General features: G+C 66.5%; 16 protein-coding genes. 11 read left to right on the forward strand and 5 right to left on the reverse strand.

From position 1 onward, the window contains the following. Positions 1-13: 13 nt before the first annotated feature. The 4 genes from SJY20_RS04120 to SJY20_RS04135 all read right to left on the reverse strand — a co-directional run bounded on the left by SJY20_RS04120 (position 14) and on the right by SJY20_RS04135 (position 7,051). The gene (locus SJY20_RS04120) at positions 14-2,767 is read right to left on the reverse strand and encodes a TonB-dependent receptor (protein ID WP_380785330.1); all 2,754 of its coding nucleotides are present in this window, start codon (positions 2,765-2,767) and stop codon (positions 14-16) included. Positions 2,768-2,915: 148 nt separating this feature from the next. Then, positions 2,916-5,138, reverse strand: a complete 2,223-nt coding sequence (locus SJY20_RS04125) for an alpha-galactosidase (RefSeq protein WP_380785331.1) — start codon at positions 5,136-5,138, stop codon at positions 2,916-2,918. Positions 5,139-5,540: 402 nt separating this feature from the next. Then, positions 5,541-6,620, reverse strand: a complete 1,080-nt coding sequence (locus tag SJY20_RS04130) for a ketopantoate reductase family protein (RefSeq protein WP_380785332.1) — start codon at positions 6,618-6,620, stop codon at positions 5,541-5,543. Next, positions 6,617-7,051: a VOC family protein gene (locus SJY20_RS04135; protein WP_380785333.1), complete on the reverse strand. Its 435-nt coding sequence runs from the start codon at positions 7,049-7,051 to the stop codon at positions 6,617-6,619. Before SJY20_RS04135 ends, SJY20_RS04130 begins: the two co-directional genes overlap by 4 nt. A gap of 99 nt (positions 7,052-7,150) precedes the next feature. Here SJY20_RS04135 and gcvA point away from each other — a divergent pair, with 99 nt between their 5' ends. Then, on the forward strand, positions 7,151-8,065 hold the full coding sequence (gene gcvA, locus SJY20_RS04140; protein WP_380785334.1) for a transcriptional regulator GcvA: 915 nt from the start codon (positions 7,151-7,153) through the stop codon (positions 8,063-8,065). A 34-nt stretch (positions 8,066-8,099) separates the two neighbouring features. Here the strand turns inward: gcvA and SJY20_RS04145 are convergent, their stop codons facing one another. Next, on the reverse strand, positions 8,100-9,785 hold the full coding sequence (locus SJY20_RS04145) for a gamma-glutamyltransferase family protein (RefSeq protein ID WP_380785335.1): 1,686 nt from the start codon (positions 9,783-9,785) through the stop codon (positions 8,100-8,102). 154 nt (positions 9,786-9,939) lie between these two features. Here SJY20_RS04145 and SJY20_RS04150 point away from each other — a divergent pair, with 154 nt between their 5' ends. The 10 genes from SJY20_RS04150 to SJY20_RS04195 all read left to right on the forward strand — a co-directional run bounded on the left by SJY20_RS04150 (position 9,940) and on the right by SJY20_RS04195 (position 23,340). Then, on the forward strand, positions 9,940-11,136 hold the full coding sequence (locus SJY20_RS04150; RefSeq protein ID WP_380785336.1) for a hypothetical protein: 1,197 nt from the start codon (positions 9,940-9,942) through the stop codon (positions 11,134-11,136). Continuing rightward, positions 11,133-12,242, forward strand: a complete 1,110-nt coding sequence (locus SJY20_RS04155) for a Gfo/Idh/MocA family protein (protein WP_380785337.1) — start codon at positions 11,133-11,135, stop codon at positions 12,240-12,242. The genes SJY20_RS04150 and SJY20_RS04155 overlap by 4 nt, the downstream gene beginning before the upstream one ends. Then, a complete protein-coding gene (locus tag SJY20_RS04160) occupies positions 12,239-13,849 on the forward strand; it encodes a DUF885 family protein (RefSeq protein ID WP_380785338.1) in 1,611 nt (536 codons plus the stop codon). The genes SJY20_RS04155 and SJY20_RS04160 overlap by 4 nt, the downstream gene beginning before the upstream one ends. After that, positions 13,846-14,835 carry an ABC transporter ATP-binding protein gene (locus SJY20_RS04165; RefSeq protein WP_380785339.1) on the forward strand — a complete coding sequence of 330 codons (990 nt, stop codon included), beginning with the start codon at positions 13,846-13,848 and terminating at the stop codon, positions 14,833-14,835. The genes SJY20_RS04160 and SJY20_RS04165 overlap by 4 nt, the downstream gene beginning before the upstream one ends. Beyond that, positions 14,832-15,809, forward strand: a complete 978-nt coding sequence (locus tag SJY20_RS04170) for an ABC transporter ATP-binding protein (protein ID WP_380785340.1) — start codon at positions 14,832-14,834, stop codon at positions 15,807-15,809. The genes SJY20_RS04165 and SJY20_RS04170 overlap by 4 nt, the downstream gene beginning before the upstream one ends. 14 nt (positions 15,810-15,823) lie before the next feature. Next, the gene (locus tag SJY20_RS04175; RefSeq protein ID WP_380785342.1) at positions 15,824-16,750 is read left to right on the forward strand and encodes a 2-hydroxyacid dehydrogenase; all 927 of its coding nucleotides are present in this window, start codon (positions 15,824-15,826) and stop codon (positions 16,748-16,750) included. A 4-nt stretch (positions 16,751-16,754) separates the two neighbouring features. Beyond that, on the forward strand, positions 16,755-18,350 hold the full coding sequence (locus tag SJY20_RS04180) for a peptide ABC transporter substrate-binding protein (protein ID WP_380785343.1): 1,596 nt from the start codon (positions 16,755-16,757) through the stop codon (positions 18,348-18,350). Beyond that, entirely contained in the window at positions 18,347-19,300 is a 954-nt protein-coding gene (locus SJY20_RS04185) for an ABC transporter permease (protein WP_380785344.1), read from the forward strand. Before SJY20_RS04180 ends, SJY20_RS04185 begins: the two co-directional genes overlap by 4 nt. Then, complete coding sequence (locus SJY20_RS04190; RefSeq protein ID WP_380785345.1) at positions 19,293-20,156, forward strand: ABC transporter permease; 864 nt, start codon at positions 19,293-19,295, stop codon at positions 20,154-20,156. Before SJY20_RS04185 ends, SJY20_RS04190 begins: the two co-directional genes overlap by 8 nt. A gap of 190 nt (positions 20,157-20,346) precedes the next feature. Then, positions 20,347-23,340, forward strand: a complete 2,994-nt coding sequence (locus SJY20_RS04195) for a TonB-dependent receptor domain-containing protein (RefSeq protein WP_380785346.1) — start codon at positions 20,347-20,349, stop codon at positions 23,338-23,340. Positions 23,341-23,351: the final 11 nt, after the last annotated feature.

The following is a 23,351-nucleotide window of genomic DNA, read 5'->3' on the forward strand; positions in this document are numbered from 1 at the left end:
GGTGTCGCCGGCATCAGAAGTTGACGCGGAAGCCGGCGGTGATGCGGCGGCCCTGATCGGATACCGTGATCAACCGCTCCTTGAAGCGCGAATAGCTGCGGAACTTCTCGTTCGTGACGTTCAGTGCTTCGGCATAGAAGGAGATATTCGAGTTCAGCTTGATCGATCCGCTGAGATCGATCTGGCTGTAGCCGAAGATGTTCTCCGGCTCGCTCTGCGGACCGAAGGTCTGGCGCAGGAACGGCGCACGCCAGTTGTATGCACCGCGGACCTGCAGCAGGTCGTTTTCATAGAACATCACGAAATTGGCGGTATCCGACAGGCCCTCGACGTTGAAGGTCTGGTTGCTGAGTGACGGGTCGAACCGGATCGAGCTCTTCACCAGCGTGTAGTTCGCGGTCACGCCTAGCCCGTTGAACGGCGCCGGCAGGAAGTCGAACGTGCTCTGCACCGCCGCTTCCAGCCCGTAGACCTCGCCCTTCTGCGAATTGAACGGGCGGTTGGCGAGGAACGTCAGGCCGAAATATTCCTCCGGTTGCTGCCCGGAGATGATGAAGTTCTCGAGCTTCTTGTAGAACCCGGCGAGGCTGAAATAGCTGGTCCGGCTCAGATAATAATCGACCGATGCGTCGGCGTTCCATGCCAGGAACGGCTTGAGATACGGATTGCCACCGCTGATCGTGTTCGAGTTGGGCGGCCGGAACGTGAAGTCCTGCGACAGGCCCAGCCGGCTGAGCGTCGGCCGCGTCAGCGTGCGCGACCCCGCCAGTCGCAGCACCAGCGCATCGCTCATGTCGAGCCGGAAGTTCAGCGTCGGCAGCAGGTAGGTGTAGTTGTTGCGCGCATCGACCGGCACCGTCGGACTGTAGACCGGGACCGCGGAGGTTGGATCGGCCGGGTTCTTGATGATGTTGGTCAGCGTGACCGAATAGCCGGTGGCATAGAGATCGGTGTGGACCAGCCGCGCGCCCGCCATCGCCGACCAGCGACGGTTGGTACCGATGTCACCGCCGAACGCCGCCTGCAGGTACCCGGCATAGGTGTTTTCCCGCACCGTGCCGGATCCCCGGTCGCGATCGATCGGGTCCAGGCTGTTGTTGTTCCCGGCATAGACCGCGAGGAAGCGATTGCGCGCGTCGATCGCCGCCTGCGAATTGCCGCCGACCTGGTTCACCGCCGCCGCCGACCCGTAATATTGCGCGAGCGCGGCGGCATCGTAATCGAGCCAGGTCAGGTCGCGGCCTTGCACGTTGGCGCTGAAGTCGGTGAACAGGCTGCCCGGCGCCACCGCCTGATAGCCGCAATAGAAGCAGCCGAGCGGTTCCGGCGATTCCCGCGACACCGTGATCTTCTTGCGATTGGTGAACAGCGCGCCGCCCTGCAGTTTGTCGAGCAGCCCGTCAAAGTCCCAGGTCGCGTCGAAAGTCGCCTGGTTGACGGTGTCGCCATTGCGCCCGCCGCGCTCCGAACAACAATGCAGACGCGGCGCGGTGCGGTCGTTGGTGGCGAGGGTGTTGGTGATCGACGGCAGCCCGTTGGGGCCATCGAGCGTGAAGGTCGGGGTGACGCCGACCTGGCGCGTGCCGACGACGTAGAACAGCTGATCCGCCGCATCGCGCGAGTTGGAATGGGCGGCATCGAACACCAGCGTCAGGTCGGCGGTCGGCTTCCACTCCGCATTGACGCCGATCTGATAGGTCCGCGCGTCCTGTGGCGAGGTCGATACGATGTTGTCCGACGCCAGCCCCGCCGTTGCGGTGGCCGGCAGCACGACGAACTGCGTCGCGGTGCCGTTGGCGTTGACCGTCGCCGACGTGATGCGGTCCGGATCCGTATAATAGCCGAGCTGGTTGGTGCGGCTCTGCACCTTTTGCTGCGTGTAGAGCGCGTCGAGCTTCAGTTTCAGCGTATCGGACACGTTCCAGTCGGCCGCGAAGGTTCCGCCGATCCGTTCGCGCGTGCTGTTGGTCGCGGTGAAGTTGGTGGTGCGCGGCAGCGCCACGCCGCTGCGGTCCTTGATCCCGTCGCCATTGGTGTCGATGGTCTGGCCGGTGATCCAGCCATCGGTGCTGATGTTGGTCAGCGCGAACTTGCGCTTGTCGTAGACGAAGCTGAACAGTGCGCCGAACGTCCGGTCGGCGTTGGATCCGCTGAGCACGCCCGACGCGAACGGCGTGACCTTGTCCGAGGTATTGTCGTGGCGGCCGGCGACGGTGCCCGCGAAGTGCATGCCGGCGCGATCGGTCGGGCGCGCGGTGCGCAGGATGACGGTCGATCCGATGCCACCTTCCTGCAACCGGGCTTCGGATGACTTATAGACTTCGGCGCCGGTGATCAGCTCCGACGACAGGATGTCGAACGAGAAGGATCGTCCGCCCGCTTCGGTCGACAACAGGCGGTTGTTGAGCAGCACGGTGTTGAATTCCGGCCCCAGGCCGCGAACCGTGATGCCGCGCCCTTCGCCGTTGACGCGATCGACCGAGACGCCGGTGATGCGCTGCAGCGATTCCGCGATGTTGGCGTCGGGGAAGTTGCCGATGTCCTTCGCCGAGATCGCGTCGACGACGCCGATGGTGTTGCGCTTGAGCTCCAGCGCATTGGCCAGGCTGGCGCGGATGCCGGTGACGACGACGTCGCCACCCTCGTCAGTTGCGACGGCAGTCGTCGCGGCGGCGGGATCGATCTGCGCGCCGCCTGGCTGCGGGGTGGGGGCGCCGGATTGGGCTGCGGCGGGCAAGGCCAGGATGCCGAGGGCTACTCCGGACAACAGAGCAACGATTGGTCGACGCAGCTTTTTCACAACGACTCTCCCCTATGCTTATTTTTGTGCCTCGATGAATAAATATGACATTATGGGGTGTCTAGCGAAATTTTACGGTGAACCGAAACTTTACCAGGATCGTGTTCTTTCGCGTTCAGTGCGTGCGGGTCAGGATGAACCCCACCCCCTGGAAATCGCCCTGCAGCGTGACGTCCAGGCCGTGGTTCATCCAATAGGCGCCGCTGGCGCTCGCCGGGATCGTCGCGGGCAGCGCGGCGCCGTCCATCGTTTCGACACGGTATTGCGCGGTCGGATCCAGGCCCCGCAGCGCGATCGTCGGCATGACATCCAGCTTTTGCGTCGAACCGATCAGCGTGAACAGCGCGGCCTGGCTGCGATCCGCCGCGACATACAGGTTGGTCCAGCGCCGGTCCGCGTCGCTGGCGCGGTTCAAGCGGTACAGCTGGCCCTGCTGCACCGTCGCCCGAATGCGCTTGTACGATTCGACGTAGCGCCGTGCGATCAGGTATTCCCAATCCTGCCATTTGTTCAGGTTGGTGCCGATCCCCAGGCCACCCTGCATCGCCGACAGGAACCGGAACGACAGCGGCGTCTGCCGCTTGTTCACCCAGTTCGGGCTGTCGGTCACCCACGCCATCATCGCGCCCGGCGCATAGGCCTGGGTGTAGCCGTCCTGGATCGAGAGGCGGTCGAGCGGGTCGGTATTGTCCGACGGCCAGACCTGGTCGGTGCGCGCCATGATGCCGAGGTCGACCCGTCCGCCGCCGCCCGAACAGCTTTCGATCTCGACCCCGGGATGACGCTTCCGCAGTTCGTCGATGATCCAGTACAGGTTGCGGACATACGCGACATAGATGGTCTGCTGGTCGTTGACGTCGGCATCGGGCCAGCCCGGCTCCGACCAGTTGCGGTTATAATCCCATTTGAGGAACGCGATGTCGTTCTTGGTCAGCAGGTCGTCGAGCGCGGCCAGGACATGGTCGCGGACATCGGTGCGCGCCAGATTGAGGACCAGCTGGTTGCGCCCCTGCGTTCTCGGGCGACCCTTGAACTGCATCGCCCAGTCGGGATGCGCGCGGAACAGGTCGCTGTCCTCGTTGATCATTTCCGGTTCGACCCACAGCCCGAAATCCATCTTCAACGCTTTGACGCGGTTGATCAGGGGGGTGAGGCCGTTGGGGAATTTGGTCGGGTTGACGGTCCAGTCGCCCAGTCCCGCACGGTCGTTGTTGCGGGCGCCGAACCAGCCGTCGTCCATCACGAACCGCTCCACGCCCAACGTCGCGGCGCGTTCGGCCAGCGCGATCTGTCCGGCCTCGTTGACGTCGAATTCGGTCGCTTCCCAGCTATTGTAGAGCACCTTGCGCAACGGCACCTTGCCGCCGTGCCGTGGCAGGATCCGGTCGCGCTGGAACGCATGGAACAACCGCGACGCACCGCCGCGGCCCTGATCGGAAAAACCGACATAGAAGGTCGGCGTCGACAGCGTGCCTCCCGGTTTCAACCGATAGGCGAAATCGAACGGATTATAGCCGCCGACGATGCGGATCCGCCCGGTGACGTCCTGATCGAAACTCAGTCGCCACGACCCGCTCCACGCCAGCGCACCGATCCAGGCAGGGCCATCCTCCTCCGTCGTGGTCGCGCGGGTAATCGCGAACCACGGATTGTTCTGGCTGCCGGTCGAGCCACGACGGCTTTCCAATACCGTCGATCCGGCGGTGAGCGGACGGTTCTGCAGCGTCCATTCCGCCGCCCAGCGCCCGGTCGAATAGTGCAGGCGATAGTCATAGGCGACCGGCAGCGTCAGCCCGGCCGCCGCCGCCTGGTCGACGCGGACATCGCCGACGCCGCGGTTCTCGATCACCGCGGACCGCGCGACCACCCCGGTGGCACGGTCGATCGCATAGCTCAGCGTCACGAACAGCGGCCGATCGAGATCGCTGAGCGTCACCTGGATGGTATCGCCCGAAACAGTGTGGCTACGGTAATGCAGCACCAGATCGCGGTTGCCGTCCGGATAGGTCACTTTCAACGCCGGCTCGGCGTACAGCCCGCCGCCTTGCCCGGCATATTCCTGCGGCACGACGTTGGTAGTCACGTCGAACCCGCTCAACCCCGACAGTTCGGGAGCAGCCAGCGGCGCGCGATCCGGCAGCCGCTTGCCCCAATACACCGATTGGAGAATGCCTAGGATGTTGATCTTGAAGGCATAGGTGACATCGCCGCCGTCCAGCCGGAAAATCCTGTCGTCCTTGTCATAGCTCGCCTGCGCGAGCGCGGCGGCCGGCATTGTCAATCCACTCGATACCAGCAGCGCCAGAACCCCAGCCTTGAACGTCCCAAGCTTGCTCATCGCTCATCCCCTGCCAGCATGCCGACCGGTTCATCCAGCCTTTGCATAAAGTAATATATATGGACGGCGTTGAGTCAACGATGGCTATGCGCTCAGGTCCCGTTCTGGCTGGTCCAGATGGCCGCGTCATAGTTTGAAATTGATTTCTAAAGTTTGGACTCAGTTCGCTCGATTCGAGCGGTGTCAGGCGGCACCTCGTAATGGCCACGGTCGTGTTAGTGGCAAGCCTGGCGCGTGCGCTGTCCGCAACGGCGCCGGCCTTGAGTCCCTTGACCAAGAGCTTGCGCCAGCGGTCCTCTCGGCGTGGCACCGCTGACATCTGAGTACCCTGCAGGCCAACGGCTCTTTGGCTCTACGCCGATAGCGTCCGCAAGGATCGCTTGATCGAGGTTCGCCCGTCCATCAGGGAAGGGTCTTGCCGATGCTCGCCGCATACTCTTCCAGCTCATCGAAATTATGGAACCCGAGCCTGCGTTTGCCGTCTTCGATCTCGTAGATCATCGTGCAGAGCCGTTCGTTCAGCCGTGTGTCGGCGCCCACTGCCTTGCCCAGATCGATCAGCTTGCCGTTCGACGAGCGGACTTCGGACTGGCGCTTGCGATAGACGATGTCCCACCAGATCCCCGACCCCTTCTTGCGGAAGGCATGGCCGCCGGGCTTCTGGTCCTTCTTGAGCAGCCAGATCGCGTGGTCGACGTTGGCGAGCAGCTTCTGCGTGTCGGCCGGCGTCGTCGGGCGGTAATTGGCGGGGTCGAAGAAATCGAACGCTTCGACGACGATGCCGTTGGCGTCCGCGATCTCCAGCGCCTCGCGCACCACGGCGCCGGCGGTGCGGGCATAGCGCGGGTTGCCGAGCGTCTCGTGAATGCGGGCATCGGCGAGCGCGGAGAACACGACCTGCGCCGAATACACCTCCTTCGCCCAGATCTGCCCCCAGATGTTCGACGACAGCTGCACATCGGTCAGCGCCGAGAGCATGCCAGCCAGCGTCTTTAATCGTTCGCGGTCGCTGCCATCCATCTCGCCAAGCTGGATCGGGCCTTCATGGACGAATTCGAGATGCCCCGGATCGACCAGCGCGCCGCCGTAATTCGGGATCGATCCGATCACCTGCTCGCGCCCGCCAAGACCGGCTGCGGTCAGCGCATCGGCGATGCCGGGTTCGTTGAAGCCGTTCTGGAACGACACCACGAAGGTGTCGGGGCCGAACAGCGGGAACAGCTGCTGTAGCGCCTCGATCGTGTGCTGCGACTTGGTCGCGATCAGCACCGCTTCCAGCGGGCCGGTCAGCTCGTGCGGGTGCGCGGCGGGGACGGGGATGCGCATCTCGCCGCGGATGCCGTCGATGAACAGGCCGTCGCGCTTGATCGCGTCGATATGCTCGGCCCAGCGATCCACTAGGACGACGTCGTGTCCGGCGTTGGCCATGAAAGCCCCTGCGAGGCCGCCGATCGCGCCGGCGCCGATGATCGTGACCTTCATGATTGCGCTCCTGCCGTGGTCGTCGCGTCGAACATGCTCGCCGCGTTGCGGAAAGCCTTGAACTCCAGTGCATTGCCCGATGGGTCGCGGACAAAGAACGTGCCCTGCTCACCGGGTTCGCCGGCAAAGCGAACCTGCGGCGTGATCACGAACTCTGCCCCCCGATCCGTCAGCCGCTCGGCCAACGCCTGCCACGTCTCCCATGGCAGTACCGCACCGAAATGCGCCAGCGGCACTTCGATGCCCCCGACCAGCGTCTGTAGGATGGTGTCGGGTCGCGGGCCGATATGCGCGGAGATCTGGTGCCCGAAGAAATCGAAGTCGATCCAGTTTCCGGTCTCGCGGCCCGTCTGGCAGTCCAGCAACCCGCCGTAGAAGGCGCGTGTCGATTCGATGTCATCGATACGAAAAGCTAGATGGAAGGGCGTCATGGTGACCTTGAGAAGAAATCCTGATGCTTGCGTTTAACCAATTGCCACGGCCGAAACAGTCGCTCTAAAGTACGCCCATCATGAGTTATTTGCACTGAGATGCGACGGCGTCTGCTTCCGTCCCTGACCGCGCTGCGCACCTTCGAGGCGGTCGCGCGGTGCATGAGCTTCACCGATGCGGCGGGCGAACTGAACGTCACGCAGAGCGCGGCGAGTCGGCAGGTCAGGATCCTGGAGGAATATGTCGGCGGCCCGCTGTTCATGCGCACGCGCGGGCGCCTTGAGCTCACCGAGGAAGGGCGCGTCTATGCCGCCGAGCTGAAAGACGCGCTCGATCGCATGGAGCTGGCGACGCTGCAGGCGATGGCGTTCGAGCGCGGCGGCGGCGTGTTGCGGGTCGGCGTGCTGCCGACGTTCGGAACGCGCTGGCTGATCCCGCGACTGTCGCGCTTCGCCAAGGCGCATCCGAAGATCACGCTGAACCTGACCGCGGGCGACGGCAGTGTCGATTTCAGCGCGCAGGGGATCGATCTCGCGATCCGGTTCGGCGACGGCAACTGGCCCGACGCGGTGTCGTACCGGCTCGGCCTGCGCGAGGACATGGTGGTGGTGTGCAGCCCCGAACTGCTCACGCGGGGGATCGTCCCCGAGGATCCGGCGAGCCTGCGCGATCATGTGCTGCTCCAGCATACCACGCGGCCGCTGGCCTGGGCGCAGTGGCTGCGTGACGCCGGGCTCGCCGATCTCGATCCCGACGGACCGAGCTTCGAACATTTCTTCATGTTGATCCAGGCAGCGGTGGCGGGGCTGGGCGTCGCGTTGCTGCCGCGCTTCCTCATCGACGACGAGCTGCGCACCGGTGCGCTGATGGTGCCGTTCGCGCGCAACACAATCTACGATGGCGGTTATTACCTGATCTGCCCGACCGCGCGCCGCGACCTCAGCAAGAACCGCGCGTTCCGCGACTGGCTGCTCGAGGAAAGCCAGTCGCCGACCGCGCCGGAGCAGGTCTAGACTTCCTGTCCTCCCCCTGGCGGGGGAGGATAGATCAGAACCCGCCGGCCTCGCCGCACCGCCGCGGATCGACTGTCGCACACAGCGCGCCGTCGGCGTCGCGGTAGCACATCTGGAACGACCCCATGTGCCAGTCATAGGGCGGCATCACCGACACCGGCACGCCCATCCGCGCCAGCCCGTCGAGCGCGTCCGGCGCGATCCGGTCCTCGATCACCAACCCGCCATCCTCACCGAGCTGCAGCATTCGCGGCGCGGCGATCGCCTCATACGGGTCCATTCCGAAATCGAGCAGGTTCGTCAGCACCTGCGGCACCGTGCAGAACACGTTGCCCGGCGTGCCAAGCCCGAATACCGGCTCGCCGTTTTTGGTGACGAAGGTATTGCCGACGATCGTCCGTAGCCGCGCACCCGGCACTAGCTTGATGTCGAAATGCCCGGTGACGCCCGCGAAGGTCACATGCGATCCGACCATCGGCACGCCGCCGACCACCGCGCCGGGGATGCCGCCGGACTGCAGCGTGTTCATCATCTGCACCCAATTGCCCTGCGCATCGACAATGCTCAGTTCGCAGCTCCCCGACGGCTGCTTGGTCTGCGCGTCATGCGACGGGATGCCGGCAAGGCCGTGCTCGTCCGCGCGTAGCCCCGGCGCGCGCACCAGCCGCAGATGCTCGGTCAGGTCGACGTTCGGCCGCATCCCGCGGACCAGCCGTGCCAGCGAGCGGTGGAAATCGCCGTCGAGCAGCTGCGCCATGTCGTAGCGCGCGACGATCGGATCCCCGGTGAAGCCGCAAAAATATAGCCCGAGCCGCAGCGCATGCGCCATCGCGAACAGATGCTCCGCCGAGCCCGGCGTCATGTTCGCGATGCCCAGATCGGCGAGGATTCCCAGCACCATCGACAGGAACACACCCTGTTGTTCGGGTGGGGCGAGCGTAACGATCTCATGCTCGCCATGAGCAAGCCGCAGTGGCTCGATCCAGCGCGGCGGGTTCTGCGTCATGTGCGCGCGCGTGATCGGCCAGCCCATCCGATTGGCATGCGCAACGAACTCCGACGCCCATTCGCCAGTAATCATGTGATCGGGCCCATCGGCCGCAACACCGCGTAGCGTCCGCGCCAGCGCCGGGTTGCGGAAACGCTCGCCGACCGTGGGGTAATAGCCGCCGGGCAGATAGAAGCGCCGGCCTTCCGGGAAATAGGTGATGAAATCCTGTTCGGACACCGTCACCGCATATTCGAACGACGACACCACATGGCCGTCCTCCGCCCAGCGGATCGCGGGTTCGACCAGGCTTGCCCAGTCGCGCGTCCCGAACCGGGCATGCATTGCCTTCATCGCGGGCATGAAGCCGGGGATGCAGGCCGATGGCGGCAGCCGCGCATAGCCGCTCGCCATCTTGGGGATTGGGCGGAACGGGGCAAGGCCTTCCGGGAAAGTGCCGGCGCTGTGCAGCTGGTGGAACTGCCCGGTCGCAGCCTCGCGATAGAGCAGGCTGACGGTGCCGGTGTGGTTGGTCATGAACGGCTCGACCGCCGCCTGCACCATGCACCCGGCGATCGCGGCATCGATGGCGTTGCCACCGGCGCGCATCGTGTCCAGGATGGTCTCGGTCACGATCGCGTTGTCGGTGCTGCACGCGGCGGACACGCCGCGGACGCTGGTCTTGGGGCCTGGGTCGCGGAGGTAGCGGGCGGCGGGGTCTGTGCTGGTCATGGTCCATCATGCGGTGTGCGCCCGCGATCGCGCCAGTGCTCAAATATCGCCGGGACATGAGTTTTACGCCGTCATCAAACTGCAATTTCCGCTGTTCGATTGCCGCAACGCACCATAGACTCCGAACAACCACAGCCATTCGGAATCTTGCGACATGACGGCCAAAACCAGCGATACCGGCTTCGAATTGACCGCCGTCACTATGGGAATCGATCAATTCGAGCGGGAGCGGGCGCAGGGCGACAGCCTGCTCGACGGCGAGGGGCTGGTTCCGATCTACATCGGCGACGACGTCGTGCCACCGCGCGCCTATTCGGCGTGGGAGGACATCTTCGCCGACCTCGACGCGCTTGCCGCGCGGCCCGACGTGACCGCGACCGATGCGCGCGGCGTGTTCCTGACCAGCATGGTGAAGTCGGTGAAGACCGCAGCCCGGCTCTTCTCGGGCGAGCAGATGAGCTATGCCGAAAAGGTCCGCGATCTGGTCGGCGCCGAGCCCGCGCCGACCGCCGAGGCGCGCGTCGCCGAACTATCGGATCAGCTCGATCGCGCGCTGACCGATTCCGGCTTCGTCCGCGGCGACCTGCGCCAGCGTGTCGAGGCTTGGGAAGAAGCGCGCGCGATCCCGTCGGAGCAGCTCGAGGCGACGTTCCGCGAACTGATGGGCATCGCCAAGGCGCGCACCGCGACGATGATCTTCGACACCGGCGATTACGACATGCAGCTGAACCCCTTGCGCAACGTGCCGTTCACGGCGCGATGCGGTTTCATCGACAAGCGCATGGACCTCAACGTCGACAACGCCTTCACGCGGGCAGCCTTGAAGCATCTGGTCGCACACGAGGTGTTCCCCGGCCACTCGACGCAGTTGCTCTATACCCGCGCCGAAGTGGATGCCGGACGCTCGCCCGCCGACGCGCTGCTGTGCACGACCAACGGCGTCACCGGCTGCGTCCAGGAAGGGATCGGCGATCAGGCGGTCGAACTGATCGACTGGATCGAGGATCGCGACGACGAAATCCATCTCGCGCTCCGCTCGCTGAAAAGCGCGGTGCAGACCACCGCCGCCTGGCGTTTGATGGAAGAAGGCGAGGCCGCCGACAGCGTCGGCGAGTACATGCGCACCGTCGGTTGCGGCCAGGAAGCCTGGGTCCAGGGCCGGCTGCGGATGGCGAGCCACCCGTTCCGCGGACCGTTCGTCCCCTCCTATTTCGCTGGCAACGAGAGCGTCCGCCGCGTTCGCGAACGCGTCGGCACCGGCGATCGCACCGCGTTCCACGCCTATCTCTATGGCCAGGTCCACAGCCCCGAGAGCCTTGAAATGTTCGAGATCGAGGGTGCAGCGGCATGACGCGCAAACTCAAGGTCGGCCTGATCGGCGCGCACGCCTGGGCCGACAAGGCGCATCTGCCGGGGCTCGTCGCGCATGACGGCGTCGAGCTGGTCGCGATCTGCGACACCGATCGCGCGCGTGCCGAGGCGGCGGCGGCGAAGTTCGGTGCCGGCGCGGTCTATACCGACTACCGCGAGATGCTCGCCGATCCGACGATCGAGATGATCGACGTCTGCACGCCGACCGCGACGCACCTGCCGCTCAGCCTCGCGGCGATCGACGCCGGCAAGCATGTGCTGTCGGAGAAACCGCTCCATACCCAGGCCGCACCCGCGTTCGAGGCGGCGGCGCGCGCCAAGGCGAACGGCGTCCGCACCAAGCTTGGCTTCACCTTTCGCTATTCGCCCGCGATCCGGCGGTTGCAGGAATGGGTAGCGAGCGGCGAGCTGGGCGAGATCTTCCACATTCACGGCTTCGAACAGAATTCGCAGTTCCTCGACCCCGATTTCGAGCTGCGCCAGTTCGATGTGAATTCGCCACGCGACCGGCTGATCCCGGCGTCGATCGTCGGCTATGGCTCGCACCTGATCGACCTGATGCGCTGGATCGGCGGTGAGTTCGATTCTGTCGTCAGCACGATGAGCAACTACGTCCCCGAACGGCTGATCCGCGGGCTCGAAGGACGACAGCGGTTCCAGGTCGAGGACGGCACTGTCGCCTTGGTCGAATATGCCGGCGGCACACAGGGCATGCTGCAGACCAGCTATGTCGCGGTCGGCAATTATCCGGGCGTCGAAATCCGCGTCTATGGATCGAAGGGCGCCGCGGTCGCGCGGCTGATCTCCGAATACGGGGTGGCCGAGACGCTGCACCGCGCGGCGCCGAACTCGGTCGAGTTCGCGAAGGTTGAGCTCGGTGATGACGTACTGCCGCCTGGCACCACGCTCGCGACGCCGTGGCCCGAACTCTATTACCGCAACCTGATCCGCTATTTCACCGACGAGATTCTCGAGGACCGTCCCGAGGAATGCACCTTCTACGATGGCGCCAAGAGCCAGGAGATCGTCGACGCGATCGTCCGCGCGCATACCGAGCGCCGCTGGGTGAAGGTCGGCGAGGCGTGACGCAAACGATCGCCGACGCCTATCTCGCGCACCACGCGACGTTCCGCCCGGTCGATGCCAGTTTCATGGGGCTGGCCGGGTATGACGATCGCCTGCCCGATGCATCGGCCGGTGCTGCGGATGCCGAGCGGGCCGGGATCGCGCGGCTCTATGCGCTGATCGGCGCGACGCCTACGGACCCGGATGATCTGGGCGAGCGGCTCGACCGGCGGTTGGCGACTGCGCAGTTGCGCGTGACCGGGGCGGGGCTCGATCACCTGCCGCGGTTCGACAATCCAGCCTGGTACACCGGTGAGGCGGCGTTCGCGATCATCGGCCTGTTGTTGCCGAGCGGCCGCCCGACGCCGCGGTCCGCGGTGCAGGCGCGGCTGGCCGCATTGCCCAATTTCCTGTCCGACGCGCGCGCCCGGCTCGCCGATGCCGCGGCGCCTGCCGCCGTAACCGCGCGCGCGCGAAGCGAAGCGGTCGCGACCGCCAAGTTCCTGCGCGACGGCCTGCCGCTGCATCCCGATCACGATCCGTCCTGGAATGCTCCGGCTGCCCGCGCCGCGTTGGCGCTCGAAGCGTTCGCCGCGACGCTCGACAACGTCGCCGACCGCCCCGCGGCTGCCGGCCGGCAGTATATCGAGACGCTGATGCGCGAGGCGCATGGCCTCGACTTCGGCGTCGACGAGGCGCTCCGCCGCGCCGACGCCGCGTTCGACGACCTCGGTGTGCAACTCGTCGAGATGGCGGCGCGGATCGATCCGTCGAAGACCTGGGAAGAGCAGGTCGCCGGGCTTGCCGAGATCGGGCCGGCGTCTCCCGAAGCGGTGCTCGACCTCGTCCGCGCGCTGGATGCGCGTGCGATGGACGACGGCGCCGCACTGGTCACGCCCGCGCGGGACTATGCGCTCGACTATCGCTGGCTCGCGCCCGAATGGCGCGACGTCGCCGGTCCGCTGTATTTCCTGCCCTATCGCTCGCCGCCGGCATTGGCCGCAGGCAACGGCAGCACCTATTGGATCGCACCGCCGGGCGATGACAGCGCCGCCTATCTCCGCGCCAATTCGACGATCAACGTCAAGCTTATCCATGCCGTCCATCACGGCAGCATCGGCCACCACACCCAGAATGCACGCGCCCGCGCGGCGCATTCGAAGCTGGCCCGCGTCGCCGGCACCGATTGCGCGCTGGGCCTCGCGTTCCTGTCGGCGGGCACGATGGTCGAGGGCTGGGCCTGCTACGTCCAGGACCTGATCGACGAAGCGCCCGGCTTCTACTCGCCGGTCGAACGCCTGTTCCTGCTCCAGCAACAACGCCGCAATGCCGCCAGCGTGCTGGTCGACATCCGGCTCCACACCGGCGAATGGTCGCCCGACGAAGCCGCCGCCTTCTACCGCGACCGTGCCGGTTTCGCCCCCGCGCGCGTCGCCGGCGAAGTCACCCGCAACGTCATGCTGCCAGGCACCCGACTGATGTACTGGCTCGGCACCGAACAGATCCTCGACCTGCGCCGTCGCTGGACCGGCGACACCCGCGCGTTCCACGACACGCTGATCGGCTATGGCCATATCCCCGTCGCCTGGGCCGGCGAGGAGATGGCGCGCGCAGGGTTGTTGAAATGAACGAGCGCGTCCGCGACACGCCGATACTCGACGTTCGCGGGCTGACGGTCGATTTCGTCGCGAGCGACGGTCGCACGATCCGCGCGTTGCACGGTATCGACCTGACGATCACCGCGGGCGAAACCTATGCGCTGGTCGGCGAAAGCGGATCGGGCAAGTCGGTAACCAGCCTGGCGATCATGCGGCTGCTCGACGCACGGCGCGCGCGCGTCGGCGGTTCGGTGACGCTCGATGGCGCGGGCGACCTGCTCACGCTGCCGACAAAGGCGCTGGCGGCGATCCGCGGGCGTGAGATCGCGATGATCTTCCAGGAACCGATGAGCTGCCTCAACCCGGTGCAGACTGTCGGCGCGCAGATCGCGGAGGCGCTGCGCCGTCACGTCGGCGGGTCGCGCGCGGAGATCGACACCGCGGTGATCGCGGCGCTGGCGGAAGTCGAGATCCCCGACCCGCGTGCCCGTGCCGCCGCCTATCCGCACGAACTTTCTGGCGGCATGCGCCAGCGCGTGCTGATCGCGATGGCGCTCGCCTGCCGTCCGCGCCTGCTGATCGCAGACGAACCGACCACCGCGCTCGACGTCACGGTGCAGGCGCAGATCCTGCGGCTGCTGGCGAAGCTGCAGCGCGAACGCGGCATGGCGGTACTGTTCATCACGCACAGCCTGGCGGTAGTCGCCGAGATCGCCGACCGTGTCGGCGTGATGTACGGCGGCCGGATCGTCGAACAGGCGCGGGCAGGGGCGCTATTCGCGCGGCCCCGCCACCCCTATGCGCGCGGCCTGCTTGACAGCCTTCCGCAACCGTCGCGCGGGGGGCGGCTACGCGCGATACCGGGGCAGGTGATCGATCCCGGCAATCCGCCCCCCGGTTGCGCATTCGAGCCACGCTGTGCGCTGCGCATTGACGACTGCCGCGGTGGACCGGTGCCGTTCTTCCCGATCCCGCCCGACCGCGCATCGCGCTGCCTGCGCTGGAACGAGTTGTGACCCGGCTGCTCGACGTCGCCGATCTGTCGGTGCATTTTCCGGGCTCGCGGCGCGGCTGGCGGCGGACGCCGGTGGTGCAGGCGCTGAGTGATGTCTCGCTCCACATCGATTCAGGCGAAGTGCTCGGCATCGTCGGCGAATCCGGATCGGGCAAGACCACGCTCGGCCGCGCCATCCTCGGCCTCACCGCGCCGACGACGGGCGCGATCCATTTCGACGGCGAGCCGCTGGTCGGCGCGACGCCGAGGCGGATGCGCGCGATCCGCCGGCGTCTTCAGGCGGTGTTCCAGGATCCGACCTCCAGCCTCAACCCGGCGATGACGATCGGCGCGGCGATCGGCGAGGCGCTGCAGCTTCACGCGATCGGTACCCGCGCCGATCGCGCCGACCGCGTCGCGGCGTTGCTCGACCGCGTCGGCCTGCCGGCTTCGGCGGCCGCGAAATACCCGCGTGCGCTGTCGGGTGGCCAGCGCCAGCGCGTCGGCATCGCGCGTGCGCTCGCGGTCGGCCCCGAGCTGATCGTCGCGGACGAGGCGGTCTCCGCGCTCGACGTCTCGGTGCAGGCCGGGATCATCAACCTGCTCTCGGACCTGCGCGCCGACCTCGGGCTGGCCATGCTGTTCGTTTCGCATGATCTAGCGCTGGTCGGCTATTTCTGCGACCGCGTGATGGTGCTCTATCTCGGCCGGGTGATGGAGGTCGGCCGCGTCGCCGACATCTTCGCCGCGCCACGGCACCCCTACACGCGGGCATTGCTCGATGCCGCGCCGGAGGTCGATCCATCGCAGCGCCGCGCCGTCACCGTCCTCGCCGGTGAACTGCCCAGCCCGATGGCGCCACCGTCGGGCTGCGTCTTCCGCACCCGCTGCCCGTACGCGATCGACGCCTGCGCCGACGCCATCCCGCCACTGGAAGGACCGGTCGAGGGCCACCGCGCCGCCTGCATCCGCCAGCACGAACTGACGCTCTCATGACCACGGAACCCCTGATGAAAACCATGCTGGTCGCCGCGCGCGCCAATGCCGACGCCTTTGCGGAGCGTTTCCGCGCCGAACTGCCCGATCACCGTATCGTCACTTCGATCCCCGAGGACGGATCGCCGGTCGCCTATGCGGTCGTCGGCCGTCCGCTGCCGGGGTTGCTAGCCTCGCTTCCCGGACTTGAACTCGTGCTCAGCCTCAACGCCGGGGTCGAGCATCTGATCGCATCCGGCGAAGTCCCCGCCGGCGTGCCGATCGTCCGCATGGTCGATCCCGGGCTGGTCGACGGCATGGTCGAATGGGTCGCCGCGCAGGTGCTGGCGTGGCACCGCAACCTGTTCGCCTATCGCGGCAAGCAGCAGCGCACCGTCTGGGAGCCCGCCGCGGAAAAGCTCGCGCACGAGCGCATCGTCACGGTTCTGGGCGCCGGCGCACTCGGCGGCCCGGTCGCGACGATGCTCGCGACGCTTGGCTTTTCCGTGCGCGCCTGGAGCCGCACGCCGCGCGACCTGCCCGGCATCGCCACCTTCGCCGGCGCCGACGCGCTGGCCGACGCGGTCACAGGCGCGGATTTCCTCGTCAGCCTGCTGCCCGCGACCGCCGGCACCACCGACCTGATCGACGCCGCGCTGCTCGCCCGGCTCGCGCGAGGCGCGTTCCTGGTCAATGGCGGGCGCGGTGCGGCGATCGTCGATGCCGATTTGCTCGCCGCGCTCGACGCCGGGCAACTCAGCGGCGCCGCGCTCGACGTGTTCCGCACCGAACCGCTGCCTGCCGAGGATCCCTATTGGCAGCGCGACGACGTCCTCGTCTCACCGCACGTCGCCGCACCCACGCACGTCGCCACCGCGGTCTCGGTGATGGCCGACAGCGTCCGGGCATGGGAGCGTGGCGAGACCCCGGCGCATGTCGTCGACCTCGACCGCGGCTATTGATCGCGTGAACGACCCCGCCACCTGGACGCGCCGCGCGCTGCTGGCAGGCGCGGGGGCGACCGCGCTCGCCGGCTGCGGCCGGGTGCGCAGCGGCCGTGCGTCGAACACGCTGGTGGTCGGGCTCACCTATGACCTCGACACACTCAACGTCTATTCGACCGGCTTCCTCGGCGATGTCGAGGCCGCGGTGGTCGAGGGGTTGCTCGCACCCGACGAACATGCCCGCTACGTCCCCGTGCTCGCCACCGAGGTTCCGACGCTCGAGAATGGCGGCATCGTCCGCGACGGTGCCGGCATGACGATCACCTACAAGCTCAGGCCCGGCGTGCTGTGGCATGACGGCCACCCGTTCACCTCCGCCGACGTCGCCTTCACCTGGCGCGCGGTCAAGAACCCCGCCTTCATCGCCGAGTCCAAGGACGGCACCGAAGAGATCGCCGCGATCGAAACGCCCGATCCGCTCACCGTGATCTGCCGCTACGCCGCGGTCAGCCCGACGTTCGCGACCACGTTGTTCACCTTCGGCATCCTGCCGCATCATCTGCTCGAAGGGGTCGACCTCAACACCGCATCGTATAACGAACGACCGATCGGCACCGGTCCGTTCATGGTCACCGCGTTCAAGCGCGGGCAGTACGTGCTGACCGAACGCTTCCCCGGCTATTGGCGTCACGACGCAAGCGGGCGGCGGCTGCCTTATCTCGACAAGCTGATCTTCAAGATCATCCCCAATTCGAACACCCTGCTGACGCAGATCCGGTCCGGCGAACTCGATCTCGTGACGCAGACGCCGTATGATCAGGCCAAGCAGATGCGCGGCCTGCCCGGGGTCGAACTGCTCCGCGCGCCGCTGCTGTCGTGGCAGCATCTCGACTTCAACTTCCGCAACCCGATGCTCGCCGATCGCCAGGTCAGGCTCGCCATCGCGCATGCGATCAACCGCGAACCGCTGGTGCGGGCGCAAGGCGGCTTCCCCGCGCCGATCAAGTCGCCGGTCGTCCCGGTGTTCGACTTCTACGATCCCGACGCGACCGAGATCGCCTATGACCCGGCCAAGGCCCGCGCGCTGCTCGAGGCCGCCGGCTATGTCGGTACCCGCGTACGCAGACGCGACGGCAAGCCGCTGCGCTTCCGCTTCCTGGCGCAGGCCGGCAAGGGCAACGACGAACTCGCACAACAGGTGATCATCGCGCAGCTCAAGGCGGTCGGGATCGACGCCTATGCCGACAACAAGACCGGCGTCTCGTACCGCCAGGCCCGCTACACCGGGCAATACGACATCAACTACGCGACCTGGGTGACGGGCGCCGACCCGATCTACAGCCGGTTCTATGCGACCAGGGGATCGAACAACGGGCAGGGCTACAGCAACCCCGCGCTCGACCGCGTGCTCGCCCGGATGGAGGGGACGCTCGACCCCGGCGAACGCAAGCGCGCGGCGTTCGCGATGCAGCGGATCCTGCTTCACGACCTGCCCAGCGTCCCGCTCACCAGCAACGTCGCGGTCGTGACCAAGCGCCGCGCACTCGCCGGCTTCACGCCCAACCCGACCAACATGACGCCGTTCGTCGGCAGCGCGTTCTGGCGGTGGACGGCATGAGCGCGCGCGTGCTGCTGACCCGGCTGGCGTCGGCGATCCCGCTGCTGCTGGGGATCTCGCTGCTGTTGTTCCTCGTCGTCCATCTGGCGCCGGGCGGTCCGCTCGACGTCTATGCCGACAACCCCTCGGTGACGCCCGCCGCACTCGCACGGCTGTCCGCGGCTTATGGTCTCGATCAGCCGTTGCCGGTGCAATATGGCCTGTGGCTGAAGGCGATGCTGACCGGCGACTGGGGCTTCTCGATCCGCACCGGCCGCCCGGTGCTAACCGAACTGGTCGAACGGCTCGGGCCGACGATCGAGCTCGGTGCTGCGGCGATGGCGGTGGCGCTGGTCGCGTCGCTCGCGCTCGGGACGCTCGCCGCGGCGCGCGCTGGCAGCTGGATCGACCGCACGATCGATGCCGCGACGCTCAGCGGGCTGTCGATGCCGGCCTTCTGGCTGGCGCTGGTCCTGCAGTATTTCTTCTCGGTCCGGCTCGGCTGGCTGCCGTCTGCGGGGATGGAGACGATCGGCGAAACCTCGTTCGTCGACGGAGTTGCGCACATCGTGATGCCGGCGACGGTATTGGCGATCGTCACCACCGCAGGCTGGACGCGCTATATTCGCGCCGGGATGATCGACGTGCTGTCGCGCGACTATATCCGCACCGCCTATGCCAAGGGCCTGAGCGAGCGCGAAGTGCTGGTCCGCCACGCGCTGCGCAACGCCATCGTCCCCGCGATCAGCATCATCGCACTCGATCTCGCCAGCCTGATCTCGGGCGCGGTGATCACCGAAGCGGTGTTCGCGTGGCCGGGGATTGGGAGCCTGTTCGTCCAGAGCATGGACGGCCGCGACTATCCGGTCCTGATGGGCGTGCTGATGATGGGGTCCGCCGCCGTGATCCTGGCCAACATCGTCGGCGACCTGCTGCAGGCGGCACTGGACCCGAGGTTGCGCAATGGTTGATGTCGCCCTGATCGCCGCCGACGAAGTGCGCGCCCGCCGGATCGGCCCGCGGTTTTCCAGGCCCGGCGCGCTGACGACCGGGTTTGTCCTGCTCGCGCTGATCGCCGCGGCCGTGGTCCTCGGGCCGTGGCTTTCGCCCTATGCGTATGACGAACAGTCGCTCGCGCTGCTCGGCGAACCGCGCGCGCCATCGCTGGCGCATTGGCTGGGGACGGACGAACTGGGTCGCGATGTGCTGACCCGGTTGCTGTACGGCGGCCGCATCTCGCTCGCGGTCGGCCTTGCCGGTGCGGCGGTCGCGACCGGGATCGGGACCGTGTTCGGGGCGCTGTCGGGCTATTTCGGAGGTTGGGTCGACCAGGTCCTGATGCGCTTCACCGACGTCATGCTCTCGGTTCCCGCGCTGCCGCTGGTGCTGGTCGTCGCAGGGCTGATCCGGCCAAGCCCGGTCCTGCTCATCCTGTTGATCGCCGCACTGATCTGGACCAGCGCCGCGCGGCTGGTGCGCGCGCACGTCCGGTCGATCCGCACCGCCGACTATATCGCCGCCGCACGTACGCTGGGCGCCGGGCCGGCGCGGATCATCGTCCGCCATGTCCTGCCCAATGCGGTCGGCGCCATTGCGGTGTCCGCGACGATCGCCGTCGGCGGCGCGATCATGCTCGAATCCGCGCTGTCGTTCCTCGGTTTCGGCATCCAGCCGCCGATGCCGACCTGGGGCAATCTGCTCAATCAGGCCGCACCCTGGCTGGTCAGCGCGCCGTGGATGTCGATCCCGCCGGGCGTGATGATCTTCCTGACGATGATCGCCGTCAACGTGCTCGGCGAAGGATTGCGCGCGCGCCGCAATGGATAATGCCGCGCTGCAACAGCCGTGCGTAAAACTCATGATCGGGAGATTCTTTTGGTCTGCGCGGAACAGACTCACCGTTTCCGATTCTGCCTGATGCAAGTTACGCTTGCGTTACATTCCGACGAAGATCGGATGACCGGCCTGGGAGGGCAAGCTGAGACCGTTGCTTCGCAAAACCACTAAGGGGGTTCGCATGTCTGCTCGTATCCGTCGTTATCTACTGGCCACCACCCTTGTCGGGATCATCGGTGCGAGCGCACCGGCCTTGGCCCAGACGTCACCGGCGGCAGACGTCGGTTCGACCGAGCCCGGCTCGCCCGCCCCCGGCATCCAGTCGCAGGAAAGCGCACCGAACGAGGCCAGCAGCAGCGGCGATGTCGTCGTCACCGGTACGCTGATGCGCGATCCCAGCATCGCCAGCTCGGCACCGGTATCGATCGTCGGCAAGGAAGAAATTCGGCTGCGGCAGGCAAACACCGCAGAGGAAATCCTGCGCACGCTTCCCGGCGCGGTGCCCAGCATCGGCTCGGCGGTCAATAACGGCGGCGCCGGCTCCTTCTATGTCGACCTTCGCGGGCTCGGCAACTTCCGCAACGTCGTGCTGCTCGATGGCAACCGTATCGCGCCGGCTGATCTGTTCGGGCGCGTCGATCTCAACAACATCCCGCTCGCGCTGGTCGAGCGCGTCGACACGCTGACCGGCGGCGCGTCGACGACGTACGGCGCGGACGCGATCACCGGCGTGGTCAACTTCGTCACCCGCTCCGATTTCTCCGGGCTGGAGGCTGCTGCCTCTTACCAGCTCAACGATCGCGGCGACGGACGCTATTTCCGCGGCGACGTCACGATGGGAGGCAACTTCGCCGACGACAAGGGCAATGCAGTCCTCTCGTTTGGCTATCAAAAGGCCGATCCGGTCTATCAGGGCGCGCGCGGCTTCTCGAGCACGCAGATTGATTCGTACAGCGGCGCACAGGGCGGTTCGGGCACCTCGCTCCCGGCGTCGTTCAGCGTCGGCTCGCTCGGCACGCGCCAGCTGCAGCCGACCACCGGTGCGCTGGTCGCGCCGTATCAGCCGTTCAACTACAATCCATACAACATCTTCCAGACGCCGTTCGAACGTTACAACGCCTATGCGGCGGCGCATTACGACGTCGCCGACGACATCGAAGTCTACGGCCGCGCAATGTATTCGAAGAACGTCGTCCAGACCATCGTCGCACCGTCCGGGGTGTTCGCCGCCAACGTCGCGATCCCGCTATCGAACCCGTATCTGCCAGCGGCGGCCCGCGCGACCTTCTGCGCCAACAACGATTTCAACGCGGCGCTTGCCGGGATCCAGACGATCACCGCGGCACAGTGCGCGGCGGGCGCTGTGGCCACCAACGCCAGCGATCCCAACTACCGGACGTTCAGCACGCAGCTGCGCATCCGCACCACCGATGTCGGCCCGCGCGTCGATCGCTACGAGACGCAGGTGTTCGACTTCCGCGGCGGCGTCCGCGGCGATATCACCGATCACGTCAGCTACGACATCGCCGGCAGTTACGGCGAGAGCGAGAATTACCACGCGCAACAGAACTATGTGAGCCTGTCGCGGGTTCGCGACGCCCTGCTCTCGACCAATCCCAACACCTGCCTCAGCGGCGCGACCGGTTGCGTCCCCTTGAACGTATTCGGCTCGAGCGGCGCCATCACCGAAGCGCAGGCCGCCTACCTCCGCGTGCCCGCGACCAGCCGGATCACGACCTCGCTCGCGCAGGCGCGCGGCCAGATCAACGGCGACTTCGGCTTTGCCGTACCGATGGCCGCAAAGCCCATCAGCTTCGCGGCGGGCGCCGAATACCGCAAGTACAAGGCGGCACAGGAGGCGGATTCGCTGGCGCAGAACCCCAGCGAACTGGGCGGCGCAGGCGGTGCGATCACCCCGTTCGAGGGCGGCTACAAGGTCGTCGAGGGCTTCGGCGAAATCATCGCGCCGTTGGTCCAGAACAAGCCTGGCATCCAGGACCTGACGCTCGAGACCGGCATCCGCCAGTCGCATTACTCGATCACGGCACCCAACTCGCCGTCGTACAACACCACGTCGTGGAAGGTCGGCGGCAGCTGGACGCCGATCGACGCGATCAAGCTGCGCGGCGTCTACCAGCGCGCCGTCCGCGCGCCCAACATCAACGAACTGTTCGAACCCAATTCGACCGGGCTCGGTTCGCTCGCGATCGATCCGTGCTCGGGCCGCAAGCCGGTCGGCAATGCCGCGCTGACCGCGGTCTGCCTGGGGCAGGGGGCGCCGGCGTTCACCATCGGCAGCATCCAGGATCCATCGTCGGGCCAGCCGAACACCACCAGCGGCGGTAACCTGCAGGTCCAGCCGGAAAAGGCGACCACCTATACGCTGGGTGTCGTCCTCCAGCCGCCGATCATTCCGTCGCTGACGGTCACGGTCGATTACTACAACATCAAGATCCGCGACGCGATCACCTCGCCGACCGCGCAGGACGCGATCGACAACTGCTTCGCGGGCCTCACTGCGGCGAGCGCCGCAAGCAGCGTCTGCACGCAGATCCGGCGTAATCCGGAGACCGGCGCGCTGGACGGCGATGCGGGCACCACCGGTGGCCTGTTCCTGGGCCTGTCGAACCTCGGCCGCCTGAAGACCGACGGTATCGATCTGGGCGTCAACTATCGCCACAGCATCGGCGAGGCGATCATCAACCTGTCGTTCCTGGGCAACTGGACGCACAAGCAGGAGTTCCAGGCGACTCCGACCTCGGTCAACCGCCAGTGCGTCGGCTATTACAGCGCGAACTGCGGCTATAGCGGGTCGATCCAGCCCGAATTCTACTGGAACCAGCGTACGACCTTCACCTACGGGGCCGCAGATCTCTCCGTGCAGTGGCGCCACATCGACGCCGTCAAGCAGGAGCCGCTCGACGTCGTCGCCAACGGGAACGCCTTTGCCGATTACGGCAAGATCCCGGCCTACAACTACTTCGATACCTCGATCCGCTTCCGCGTCCAGCCGAGCTTCGAATTCACCGTCACCGTCAACAACGTCTTCGACAAGCAGCCTCCTTTCGTCGGTGGCAGCATCGGCGTGGTCGAATACAACAGCGGCAATACCTATCCCTCGACCTACGACTCGCTCGGTCGGCGCTTCTCGTTCGGCGCGCGACTGACGTTCTAAGCCACCAAGCT

The organism is Sphingomonas sp. R86521, from assembly GCF_042466235.1.
Taxonomy (GTDB): Bacteria; Pseudomonadota; Alphaproteobacteria; order Sphingomonadales; family Sphingomonadaceae; genus Sphingomonas.